Origin of the sequence: Chryseobacterium sp. SN22, assembly GCF_008329705.1 — a bacterium.
In the GTDB taxonomy this organism is placed as follows: domain Bacteria; phylum Bacteroidota; class Bacteroidia; order Flavobacteriales; family Weeksellaceae; genus Chryseobacterium.
Map to the genome: position 1 here is coordinate 21,288 of NZ_VTSX01000015.1, position 12,648 is coordinate 33,935.

Sequence of the window (12,648 nt, forward strand, 5' to 3'; positions counted from 1 at the left end):
CCGGATGTTGAAAGTTTATCTTGTCAACATCACTTTCAGAGGTATTAAATCAATGAAAGTCTATATCAGATACAATTAATGAATTCATTTAAAAGCTTTTCAAGTTTTTGCTGAATAACATGTTTGCTGTAATCTTTATGAAAATCAATTGAGGTACGTTTAAGCATCTCAAACTGGCTGATGATCTCTTTCTGTTCAGTGACAATAAAATCAAGCTTTGCTGGATAGTTTTCAGGAAACACCGCCCATTTTCCGAATTTAATGGCATCACCCAGGTTACCCGTCATTTTAGTTATGCCGTAGATTTCCCGCAAGCTGAAAAATTCCGTCTCCTGCTGAATCGGGCACCAGAGAACATCCGCTTTCTGCATCCATTCATCAAAAACCGGGGAAGAAACTCTTTCTGAAAAATATTTCAGCATTATATTTTTCGGTATATTCCGAGACAATTCTTTAAGCTGCTCCAGTTCTCTGTCTTTTGCCTTACCCAGAAAAATAAAGGCCATTGGTTCTTCTGTTTTCAAATTTTTAATACCCCTGAAAACATGACCGTAATCTCTTCGTTGTTGAGAAACACCTCCGGGAATAACGATGGTGAGAACTTTGTTTTCCGGTTTGTCTGCCTGCCTGGTATAAAAAAGTGGTAGGAACCTGAATTGTTCAGAGCTTAATCCGTCATCCAACACCAACAAGTGTTTCGCCTTGCGGTATACATCCGGAGATCTCAACAAGCCCTCTTTTCCCAAAAGTTTCAGCCGGTAGATCCTGTCTCTTTTAAAAATGCTTTTTATCAGATTTATTTGGGAAGCTTTCGTAAAATTCATGTTATGGACGATTACTGCAGTATTATATTTTGCTGCAATAATATCGAATGTATTGAAATACCGATGAACAGTTCCGATGATGATAAGGTCATAATTTTTGTTCTTCAGCTGATCCAGGATTATCGAACTGTCTGATAAAAAGACCTGTTCACTGTGATCAGCAATCTGGCTCTTAATTTTTTCTGAAAAATAGTAATCTATTGAAAAAGACGGCAGCCCTTCCATGATTTCCATGAAGGCCTGTGCTATTTCCGCATGGGTGTCTATTTCGATGTAGGCTATTTTTTTCACAGTCGGTGAGATAAGTTTTGGCTAAAGCCGGTTTTGATTTCTTATTTTGGGATGGAGGGGCTTCCTTCGACAAGCTCAGGATCACATTGCCCGTTCTTATTGTTTTTTTACATTTTAAGCCATTTTTTCTTCAGCATATTCCAGCGCTGGCTGTTGATAATGATCTGTTCTTCTTTTGAAACTTTCAATTCCAGTTTTTTGGAACGGCAGCTTTCATAAGATTTTATAATATCCATTAAAAAGTTAGCCGATCTGCTTTTCATCGCTTCTTTTGATGCGGCAATGTAGGCCAGAAAACGGTTCAGTCCTAAAAAGTAAAAATACCTGCCGTAATAATCCGCCGGCCGTATCGTATAATCCGATCCTTTTACTTTGATCAGCCTGACATGCAGCTCCGGCAACACCACTTCTTTCCAGCCCAGGTTTTCCAGTAAAATGGCATCGATATTATCCCAGCCCAATGTTTCACGGATCCCCTTCATCTGGATGAAACAGTCTTTCCGGTAAGCTTTCACGGGGCCCCGGACATGGTGCTTGTTGGAATTGCCTTCATACACCCATTGCCCACCCTTTTCCACATACAATAAGCCACCTATCAATCCGTATTCTGGATTTGTCTGAAAGGCATCTTTAAGAGTTTCCAGATAATTTTCAGGCAAAATAATATCAGCATCAAATTTACAGATGATATCAAACGCTTGCATATCCTGAGTCTGTAGTCCGTTCTTAAAAGCATTGACCACTTTTGAGCCGGGCTGGTGAGCCGATTTTTCAAGATGAACGGCAGTGAACCTGGAATCCGTATCCGTATATTTTCTGATAACTTCCGGCGTACCGTCCGCAGAACCGTCGTTGACAATTACGATTTTGAAATCCGTATGGCTCTGGTGCAGTAAGGCATCAAGAGTAAACGGAAGGTTGTTTTCCTCGTTATGGGCAGGAATAATGATTAAAAATTTCAAGAAAAAATATTTTAAATGAATATGTTTTTACAACATTGTCTAAACTGATTTAATTTAACCAAAAGGAAATAAAAGACTTTAACACTGAAATAATTTGGATATCATGATGCTAAAAAATCCGGAAATGTTTTTTTTAACCTTTGATTTTTTTCTTTCAGTAACTTCTGACCATCTGGGCTTACGATTAGCAGCACTATTATCTTTTGTCTCTTTTGCGGTTGATAAATAAAGATTAAGCAGACGAAGTATAATAAGTAATCAATGATCCAGATCTAAAAAATATCTTTATCAGTGATCACTTATTATTTATATTACTTGTTGTGTGGTTTCAGCATGTTTTTAGGATCCAGGATTTCATCCAGCTTTTCCTGGGAGAGAATTCCTTTTTCCAATACCAGATTATAAACACTCTTTCCCGTTTCCAGGGCCTCTTTTGCGATGGCGGTAGAATATTTGTAGCCGATGTAAGGATTCAGGGCCGTTACGATCCCGATGCTGTGTTTTACCATATTCAGGCAGATTTCTTTATTGGCCGTGATGCCGACAATACATTTTTCCCGAAGCGTATCCAATGCATTGCCCAGGAAATGAATATTTTCCATGATTGCATGGGAAAGCACCGGTTCCATCACATTCAACTGCAATTGTCCGGCCTCCGCTGCAAACGTTACCGTAAGATCGTTTCCGAACACTTTAAAGCAAACCTGGTTAACAACTTCCGGAATTACAGGATTTACCTTCCCCGGCATGATGGATGATCCCGGCTGCATCGGCGGAAGATTGATCTCCGAAAGTCCCGCTCTCGGTCCCGACGCCAATAATCTCAAATCGTTGCAGATCTTTGATAATTTTACCGCCAGACGTTTCATGGCTGATGAATAAATGACATACGATCCTGTATCCGGCGTTGCTTCTACCAGATCCGGTGCGGAAACTACCGGAAAGCCTGTAATCTCGGCTAAATTTTTTGCACAAAGCACGGCATATCCTACCGGAGCGTTAATTCCCGTCCCGATTGCCGTAGCACCCATATTGACTTCTACGAAAAGACCGGCATTGTTATTTAATTTGGAAATATCTTCTTCAAGGGTAGCGGCAAATGCTTCAAACTCCTGGCCTAAAGTCATCGGAACGGCATCCTGAAGCTGCGTCCTTCCCATTTTGATGACATCCTGAAACTCCCGGCCTTTTGCACGGAAAGCTTCTACGATTTTTTCCAGCTTTTCTACCAGCCTATTGTTCATCTGCAGCAATCCCATTTTAATGGCTGTCGGATAAGCATCGTTGGTCGATTGGGAAAGGTTGACGTGGTCATTCGGCGAGCAGAATTCATACTGCCCTTTGTTTTTGCCCAGTTTTTCAAGTACCCGGTTGGCTATTACCTCATTGGCATTCATATTCACCGAAGTTCCTGCGCCTCCCTGGATCATATCCACGGGAAACTGATCATGCAGTTCGCCTTTAATCAACTCATCACAGACTTCCGCCATGGTAAAATATAGATTTTCATCCAGCAGCCCCAGTTCGTAATTGGTTTTCGCTGCAGCTTTCTTCACGAAAGCCAGTCCCCGGATAAACTCAGGGTATGATGATAAAAGCTGTCCTGAAATTTTAAAATTATCGATCGCCCGTTGCGTCTGTACTCCATAATAAGCATTTACCGGGACATTCAGTTCGCCCAATAAATCACTCTCTTTTCTAAAATTTTCCATAATTTATTAATTAATATAATAACAGTATCAGTTTAACAATAAAAAAGAAATTAAGAGATTGTTACACTGATCCATTGTTATATTTTTAAATTGTTGCATTTTTTATTTTAGCGGGTATTTCTGGTTTAAAGCCTGCAGGATAGAAAACGTTTCCGCATCCATAATTCCGTCGTAATTCTGCGGACGGAAGTGATACTGGAAAGCTTCGATCGTTTTTTTGGTAGCATCATCCCACTTTCCGCTCAGATCCAATGCGTAACCGAATTTCTGCAGCTGCGACTGAACATTCATAATGAAAGCTGCATCATTGTAGGTAGCCTGATAATCCATTGAGGTTGCCAGATCATAATATCCCTGCTTAATGGCATCGTCGTACCACATCCCGATCTGATATTCATCATACAGGCGTTTCCATGGGAAAAGTGGTCCCGGATCCTGCTTTCTCGTAGGTGCAATATCCGAATGGGCCAGAATATTCGTTGACGGAATATTATACCGGGCAACAATATCTTTTACCAGAGCAGCCACTTTTTTTACCTGTGCCTCATCAAACGGTACGAAAATCCTTTTTCCTGAGGCATCGGTAGTAAAACCGGAGTTTACGATTTCGATTCCGATGGAATTATCATTCAGGTTGCGGTCGTTTCTCCAGGCGCTGACTCCTGCATGGTAAGCGCGCTTGTTTTCGTCCACCAGCTGGTAAATTTCATTATCGCCGGTATTGTTTACCAGATAATGAGCACTCACCGACTGCTGGGAAAGAACCGTAACGGATTTATCGTCCGGTAATGCCGTATAGTGCAAGATAAGGTACCGCTGCCTGAAATTCTGCGCAATAGCCGGAAAATACGTCTTCACCACTTTATAACCTGCAGGCCTTGCGGAAACAATAGAACCGTAGCTTGCCGTGTTGTCATTTTTTGTAATATCGGCAATATTGGTCGTGAAAAACTCTACGCCGTGATCAGTGGTTACTTTCGGTTTCGGCTTGTCATTCGGTTGTGTTTTTCCTGCCGTTTTCGGCTGTACCGTGGGTGTTCTCGGGATGTATTGTTTTTTTTTGGCATTCTGTTGCGAGGTACAGGAAAAAACAAGAGTGCTTAATCCGATGATATATAATGTATTACGCATGAGTTAATTTTTTTGGTCGTTTATTACCTCAAAAATACGGAAATTTTTCTTGAAAAATATTTGGTAAATAAAGAAATCTGTTCTATATTTGCACTCGCAATAACGGAGTAACGATCATTAAAAAACGAAGATAAACAGGAGGGTTGCCGGAGTGGTTAACGGAGCAGTTTGCTAAACTGTCGACGCGAAAGTGTCGCAAGGGTTCGAATCCCTTACCCTCCGCTTTCTTATATATCTTTTCGGGGCGTAGCGTAGTCCGGTCATCGCGCCTGGTTTGGGACCAGGAGGTCGCAGGTTCGAATCCTGCCGCCCCGACTTTTTTTAACGCGCTTAATTACAAACTAAGCGGAATCAACCTTACAATGGGTGCGTAGCTCAGCTGGATAGAGCATCTGCCTTCTAAGCAGACGGTCAAAGGTTCGAATCCTTTCGCGCTCACTTAAAAAACCTTGCAACTTCTGTTGTGAGGTTTTTTGTTTTAGGGATTACGGCTAATCTGATAGAGCATCCCGAATCCAATCGGGACAATCGAAAGTTGGATTAACCGAAAAAGCTGAAGAGAAAAATAAGCAAAAAGATAGCCGGCCGGTCCTATGGAGATTATAAAAATCAATTAATTACTGTAGCTATTAATAGGCAGTTTCTATGGAGCTTTTGGGTCCCAGGTTTTGGCACTCCTTTTGATTCCTGTCATCTTTTTTAATAGCTAGTTACAACTTTGAAACCCTTTTACCCTGAACAGAGATTCCAAAAGCTTATAACTTACAGTGACCTTCAGGCATCTTTGCTGATACCTAATGTAGATAACTTTATTCTGAAAAAAGTAGAAATAATCTTTTTTTACATTGAATCGGCAATGGTCAACATTCATTTCCGTTAATTCTCTCTGTAAACTGTTACCTATGTTTTCGATCCCGTATCTATGAAAATTTTTGTTGGAATGATGTTCTAGATGTCTAAATATCTTCTATTTTCATTTGTGAGAAAGCAAGCCTTAACCTTTTTTCTAGATATAAATTACAGATAAAAGAAAATGAAAAGAGTAAAAGGAAAAGAAGTAAGATTTTCTTCATTTTTCTTTGCTTAAATTAATGACCAGGCAAGTAAATTTAATTAAATTATTGCTGAAAATTCTGATAAAGACAGTTAATTTTAAAAAAATATTTAAGCATTATCAAGAGAAATAGATCCAGAGACATAACGCTGATTTCATCCTGCTTGATTTAATGCAGGACAATGTTAATTTTTACCTTATCATTTGCTGATGTGGTATAAATAAATTGATTATATAATTATTTTAACTATTTAAATTCAATATATTTGTTTGAAGGATAAAATATCTTAATTTATTACATCAAACCGCAGCATTTCATGAAAATATATTTTGGTTCTCTGATTCTATTAATTTTTCTTCCTTTACAGATTTTCAGTCAGCAAAACTTATCTGCTGACGAATTGTTTGCAAAGGCAAGAACGGCAGCTTTTGAAAACAAAGACTATCCCACTTCTATTGCATTGGCTAAAGAAGCGCTGGAAAAAGCTCCCACTTACACCGATGTTTCTGTTTTCCTGGGAAGAGTATATACCTGGAACAAAGATCCTGAGTCCGCAAGAGCGGTTTTTGCAGGCCTTTCCGCAAGAGCGGTTCAGGATGAAGATTATTTTATCGCTTACGGCTCCCTGGAATACTGGAACGATCAGTACGCTAAATCTATTGAAATCCTGAATCAGGGATTAGTCTATCATCCTCAGTCTGAAGCACTCCTACTGTTGAAGGCGAAAGTGTATTTTGCCGATAAGCAATACGCCGAAGCTGAAGAAGCAATTAAAAAAGTTCTTGAAATTAATCGTAAAAATACCGAAGCGGTGAACCTCGCCGTCAGGATCAACGAGCTGAATTCTAAAAATGCGATCGGCATCACGTACAATTACTCTCATTTTGACAAACAATTCGATCATGACTGGCATATTGTGGGTGTAAGCTACAAGCGGGTTACTCCGATCGGTTCGGTAATCCTGAGAGGAAATTATGCCAGCAAATTCGGACAGAGCGGCACCCAGCTTGAGCTGGAGGCTTACCCAAGATTATCCCCTATGTTTTACCTGTATGTAGGCGGGGCCTATTCCGGTGATGTCGGCATCTTCCCTAAATACCGTACAGGAGCTTCATTAAATGCCAATCTTCCGCACAGCTTTGAGGCGGAAATCGGTTACCGCCAGCTGTATTTTGCCGACAACATCTGGTTATACACGGCTTCCGTAGGTAAATATTACAAAAATTTCTGGTTCAATCTGCGTGCTTATATTACGCCGGACAACAGCAATATTTCCCAATCCTACACGGCAACTGTACGATATTATACCAAAAGCGCACAGGATTATTTTGCTTTTCAGATCGGCTCGGGAATCAGCCCGGAAGAAAACCGCAACAACCTGCTTGGCACTGAGATCTACAAGCTTAAAACATTTAAAATAGGAGCGGAATACAATTTTTCTGTAAAATCCAACCTGTTTTCCATCGGTACGATGTATTATAATCAGGAATATCTTCCCAATACAACAGGAAGTCAGTTTGATGTTAATTTAGGCTATACTGTGAAGTTCTAGAATGTAGTTAGAACTTATTAACGTAGACTCAAAGTACTCCTGATTAATGGTTGGATAAGGGAAGCGGAAAGCTGGAAGTTTTGCAGCCAACATCATAAGTTCAACTGCCTCATATACCAATTGTATTGCCTGATAGCTGTTACTCTGATTGAATTTTTTGGGTATTCGGGCTTATTCTTTTGTTAAATAAATATCATTTGAATTCCTGTTAAGCTAATTAAGAAGTATATTTAATTCCCTAATGCCAAGGACTTAAAAACTCCTCCTATTATTTTTTACCTTTAAAAAAATTAACGGTTACGGAATCCGGCATCAGTTTTTTGGAAGCATAAAAGCGTGCATTCATACTTTTAAAACGGTTAAACCGCTGGCCGATTTCTTTTAACGCAGCTTCATCCTCATAAGGATCCGATCCTTGTTCATTAATAATCAGCAACTCTGTATCGTGAATGTAATGTTTCCCTGATACGAAATCCACCATCATGTCTTTACTCTGCATAATCGGAACATCCACCTTGGCCACTTCCGAATCAGGGGAAAATCCTCTTCCTACCCAGGCAACTGTAGAAGGAGTTTTCATCTGGTAATTATTTCTGTAATAAGCTAAAAAAGAAGGTGCAACATCAAAGTGGCTTGCTGTTTTCCGGAAGTGCTTAGGTGCTTTCAGCAAGGGAGAATAGATCAGCAATGGCACATGGAAACGGTCGATATGGGATTCCAGGGTAATTTCCGGCATGCTGTGATCGCCCGTAATCATGAAAATGGTATTGGCAAAATCGGGACGCTTACGGTACTTCTCAAAAAAATATCTCAGTGCATCATCTGCATTGATCACCGAGATCAGTTGATTTTTAAACGTTGCGGCCATCTTTTTCTGGTCCGGAGAAAGGATATCAGACTGCATTCTTTTGTTGTAAAGATTTTCATAATAAGCGCTGTTATTAATCAAAAACGGATTGTGCGTCGAAAGCGTAAGAATCATATCAAAATAAGGCTTTTGATTCAACTTCCGTACTTCAAGCATTTTACCGAAGACGGCCTGGTCTTCATATCCCCAGCTCGACCCGTTATGCGCAGGAAGTTTTTTATAAGCCTTTCCGAATGATGACTGATCGACCAGATGATCGACCTGGCTGTATTCCAGGAACTCCCGGTACCGGTCGAACGATACATCTCCTCCGTAATAAAAGCCGGTTTTAAATCCGTTGTTTTTCAGAATATTAAAAAGATTGAAATGCTCCGGGGTCTTTTGTATTTCCAGGAAGCCGTTTCTGCCGAAAGGAAGCGATCCGGTAAGCGAAGGCAGTGCGCCGAATGTTCTTCCCGCTGAACTCAGGCTGTTTTCCCAATAAAGGCTTTTACGGGAAAGGGAATCGAGAAAAGGCGTGAAATTCCCGATATATCCTTTAGGTGATGTATAAGCATGGCCAAATCCCTCTAAAACGATAAAAACAAGATTGGGCGTTTCATCGGAACGGTTGAGGTAAGGCCCCAGAAAGTCCGGTGTGTTTTCTTTCCGCCAGAATGGGAAGTCTTTGTTCATTGTTTCAGCATTCGATGCAAAAGCTCCCGCATCTTCAAATATATCCATGATCTCCGGATGGTTGTTTAGAAAATTAGCCTCGTTGGATTTAAAAAAATAAGCCCATTTACTTTTGGCAGCGGTCTGGCTGAAAAGATTGGTACGCTCTAATCCACCGGATAAAATTCCGTCGGGAATAAAAAATGCAAGCAAACCGATGCAGAAGAATGTTATTCCTACGTAAACGGATTTAAAGGCGGATTTTCCGGCCATCCATAAAGGGATAACAGTGGCACCGGCCAGAATTCCCAGCAAGGCTAAGTTTTTAACATTCAGCATACCGCTTGCCTGTAAGGTTTCTTTAATTTCATCTTTGCTGTAATACAGGACATCTGCTCCAAGGGTATTCTGGGTTTGCGAAAAGTATAAAAACAGGATGTACTGCATAACAGCTACCCCTCCAAGTACAACCAGGGCTAAAAATCTTGCCCAGCTTTCTTTAACTACATTGATGATGAGATAAATGAGTCCGATTCCGAATATCAGCCTGAAGGCAAATAAGATATTTCCAAAGAACAATTCACCCAGAATACGATCTGCATCCAATCCGGGAAAAGAATACCGGTACCAAAGCCATTCGGCTGTTACCCCTATCAGGAAGAGGCCAAGAAAGACGGAAGAAAGGACACCCCATTTCCTTAGGCCGTTCTGAAGAATCGCTGAAATCCTGGCTTTAAGCGGTAAATTTTCAATGGTCTGATTAAAGCCCTGTCTTTTCATCTCTCCCCAGCCGTGAGACTTTTTAAAGTAATCGACAAACCCATTTACCCCTGCTTTTACTACAATCGGATGAAAATAAAAGGGTTCTGAAAACGCGGTCCCGATCAGGCTAAGGAAGTCTTTCCGTTTGGTATATACCTTATAACTGACAAGATCCACCAGAAGCCCGTAAATGGAATAAAGGAAGCCCAATGAAATGACCAGTGCAAACAGAATAAGGAAAAATGGCCAGTTGATGATTCCCAACAAAAGAAAAACAATAAAAATAACGTATCCCAGAAACTCAACCAAAGGACCCAGAAATTCAAAGAAGAACCAATAAGGGAGACTTACCATTCCCAGTCTTCCGTATTTTGGGTTGAACATCATTTTCCGGTGTTTCCAAAGGGTTTCCATGGTACCGCGCATCCATCTGTTTCTTTGTTTTCTGAGAATATCCTTGGTTTCCGGGACTTCCGTCCAGCATAGAGGATCAGGAATTGTAGTTACCTGGTATGGTTCCTTCCTTTCCTCCATATATTTCCGCATCCGGACTACCAGCTCCATATCCTCACCTACTGTATTTCGGTCGTAGCCGCCACATTCCAGAACAATTTTACGGTCGAAAACCCCGAAGGCGCCGGAGATCAGAATCAGTCCGGAAGCCCTGGACCAGGCCATGCGTCCCAGCACGAAAGCCCGGATATATTCCAGAGCCTGGGTCCTGCCCAGTAAAGTCCGTGGCATATTTACACCTACGACCTTGCCGTCTTCGATGATACAGTTGTTGGCCAGGCGGATAACCCCACCGCAGGCAATGATTTTTTTATCCGTCTGTTCAAGAAAAGGTTTAGCCAGCTTCAGGATGGCATCCTGCTCCAGGATACAGTCGACATCAATACAAACCAAATATTCCCCCGAGGAAACATTGATTCCTACATTTAAAGCATCGGCTTTTCCTCCGTTTTCCTTATCGACGATAATCAGTTTTTTAAAAGCCTGATTTTTACTTTTATAAATTCCTCTTACCTTATTGGTTTCAATCCTGCCCTGTATAAAAAAAGAAACACATTCCAGCTCATAGGCTTCTATTAATTTTTGTAGAGAATCGTCCTTGCTTCCGTCATTTACAATAATGATTTCCAGGTTATGGTAATACAGAGATAATAAGGACCGTACATTTTCCACAATCGTCATTCCTTCATTATAAGCCGGCGCAATGATGCTGAAGACAGGCGCATTGGGATTGGCCGCGATCATGCTGTAATCGGTAAAGGTATTTACTTTTTTATACCGGATTACCGCCCCCAGGGCATAGATCCCGATCCAGCCGTAAATAATTGTAACTGCTGCACCATACAACAGAAACAGCCATATGACAACTTCGTAGATAATGTGAGAAAATTCGATCATATTTTTTCCTGTAGTGCATATTTAACAATCTGAACCAATTCATTGGAAGCAGCTTCCTCCTGTACCAAATGTACCAGATAATCCTGATGTCCTAATGAAAAAAGGGCCTCCGCGGCATGAACTTTAATACCGGGAGAAGGGTTTTCCGACAATTCTTTTTTTAACAGCTCCGTGGTACTTTTGTCTTTTGAAACCTTCATGGCCCGGAGGATCTCGGCCTGGACTTCCAAAGGCTGCCGGGGATATATTTCCGTAAGAGCATCCATTGTTGAAGGATTGTCCAAAGATAAGAGGGTCTGTACAGCACGTATCCGAACTTCGGAAGATGCATGTTCCGACAGCCCTATTATGTCAGAATAAAAAGAAAGCAGCTGAAATTTCCTGATGAGTTTCAGAGTAAAAACAACAACGGAATCATTGGGACTTGTCAGCCAGCTTTTAACGGGCGGTACTGAATCTTCCGGTATTGTAGTAACAGAAAGCAGAAGCCTCAGCTGCTGCCACTCTGAAATCTTTCCTTCTGCGGTATCCAGAAAAGTCAGCCCTTCAAACCCTTTTAAACTCACCATTGCATACTGGGCTTCCTGGTAGACCTGGGGCGAAGGATGCGACAGAAAACCGGAAATTCTGGGAAGAGCATCCGTAGAATCCATTACCGTAAGTTCCTGTATTCCCCCTGCGATAAGAAAAGCTTTCTTCCGCCCGAGTTTTTGCTCCGCCTCGCGATGAAGGCCATATTGATTGAACAAACCCTTGATTTTATCTTTTGCCATCCCCGAAAACTTCTTTTCTGAATCTACCAGCTTCTGTAAAAACAGATTACGGAAGGAAGAATTTCCCGAAAACTGCCTGAAAGAAAGGTTGTCCGGCTGATCTTCTGTGTCATAGACAATGACTTCCGATATTTTCTGATTGATGATCTCCAGCCATCTGTACATGCGCACAGACTGTCTGTACTGAAAAAAGCCGTAAAGCAGCACGCCTATGATCAATACAACGACCAACAGCAATATGCCGAACAATACCAGCACAAAGAAGTATACCGAAGTAATTTCCGCCATATTCAATTTATTTTGTCATAAATCTTTTAACCCTAAGCATTAATTCATTAGGACTGAAAGGTTTTACTATAAAATCTGAAGCGCCCAGATCAAAAGCATTCAGCACCACTTCTTCCTGGCCCATGCTCGACAGCATGATAACCGGTGTTTTTTTCCCTACGGATCGTATCGCGGAAAGAATCTCTATTCCCGAAGCGAAAGGCATCATGATATCGGTGATGGCCAGATCCACGTCTTTTTCTTTCAGTTTTTCAATAGCTTCTTTCCCGTTGCGGGTTAAAATAACTTCATGTCCTTCTTTCAGCAATTTATGCTCTATCGTTTTTAAAATCAGTTCATCATCTTCTGCAATCAGAATCAACATAG

At 41.1% G+C, this 12,648-nt stretch carries 8 protein-coding genes and 3 tRNA genes; 4 read left to right on the plus strand and 7 right to left on the minus strand.

The annotated features are described in order from the left end of the window. Nucleotides 1-65 precede the first annotated feature (65 nt). From FY557_RS11420 to FY557_RS11435, 4 genes are all read right to left on the minus strand, one after another. Nucleotides 66-1,115: a hypothetical protein gene (locus FY557_RS11420; protein WP_149247380.1), complete on the minus strand. Its 1,050-nt coding sequence runs from the start codon at nucleotides 1,113-1,115 to the stop codon at nucleotides 66-68. A gap of 107 nt (nucleotides 1,116-1,222) precedes the next feature. Beyond that, the gene (locus tag FY557_RS11425; protein ID WP_149247381.1) at nucleotides 1,223-2,077 is read right to left on the minus strand and encodes a glycosyltransferase family 2 protein; all 855 of its coding nucleotides are present in this window, start codon (nucleotides 2,075-2,077) and stop codon (nucleotides 1,223-1,225) included. A 311-nt stretch (nucleotides 2,078-2,388) separates the two neighbouring features. Beyond that, entirely contained in the window at nucleotides 2,389-3,789 is a 1,401-nt protein-coding gene (aspA, locus tag FY557_RS11430; RefSeq protein WP_149247382.1) for an aspartate ammonia-lyase, read from the minus strand. 102 nt (nucleotides 3,790-3,891) lie between these two features. Further along, on the minus strand, nucleotides 3,892-4,920 hold the full coding sequence (locus FY557_RS11435) for an N-acetylmuramoyl-L-alanine amidase (protein WP_149247383.1): 1,029 nt from the start codon (nucleotides 4,918-4,920) through the stop codon (nucleotides 3,892-3,894). Nucleotides 4,921-5,057: 137 nt separating this feature from the next. Between FY557_RS11435 and FY557_RS11440 the strand changes: the two genes are divergently transcribed. The 4 genes from FY557_RS11440 to FY557_RS11455 all read left to right on the plus strand — a co-directional run bounded on the left by FY557_RS11440 (nucleotide 5,058) and on the right by FY557_RS11455 (nucleotide 7,527). Next, nucleotides 5,058-5,142 (plus strand) — tRNA-Ser (locus FY557_RS11440). A gap of 18 nt (nucleotides 5,143-5,160) precedes the next feature. Continuing rightward, nucleotides 5,161-5,235 (plus strand) — tRNA-Pro (locus FY557_RS11445). Nucleotides 5,236-5,284: 49 nt separating this feature from the next. Beyond that, nucleotides 5,285-5,358, plus strand: a tRNA-Arg gene (locus FY557_RS11450). Between the two features lie 933 nt (nucleotides 5,359-6,291). Continuing rightward, nucleotides 6,292-7,527 carry a YaiO family outer membrane beta-barrel protein gene (locus tag FY557_RS11455; RefSeq protein ID WP_149247384.1) on the plus strand — a complete coding sequence of 412 codons (1,236 nt, stop codon included), beginning with the start codon at nucleotides 6,292-6,294 and terminating at the stop codon, nucleotides 7,525-7,527. Between the two features lie 268 nt (nucleotides 7,528-7,795). On the opposite strand, the gene FY557_RS11460 is transcribed toward FY557_RS11455, so the two are convergent. From FY557_RS11460 to FY557_RS11470, 3 genes are read right to left on the minus strand one after another with little or no spacing between them, the layout of a single operon-like run. Beyond that, entirely contained in the window at nucleotides 7,796-11,221 is a 3,426-nt protein-coding gene (locus FY557_RS11460) for a sulfatase-like hydrolase/transferase (protein ID WP_149247385.1), read from the minus strand. Further along, the gene (locus tag FY557_RS11465; RefSeq protein ID WP_149247386.1) at nucleotides 11,218-12,282 is read right to left on the minus strand and encodes a HEAT repeat domain-containing protein; all 1,065 of its coding nucleotides are present in this window, start codon (nucleotides 12,280-12,282) and stop codon (nucleotides 11,218-11,220) included. Before FY557_RS11465 ends, FY557_RS11460 begins: the two co-directional genes overlap by 4 nt. 7 nt (nucleotides 12,283-12,289) lie before the next feature. Next, nucleotides 12,290-12,646, minus strand: coding sequence for a response regulator transcription factor (locus tag FY557_RS11470; protein ID WP_149247387.1), 357 nt, complete (start codon nucleotides 12,644-12,646; stop codon nucleotides 12,290-12,292). Nucleotides 12,647-12,648 lie beyond the last annotated feature (2 nt).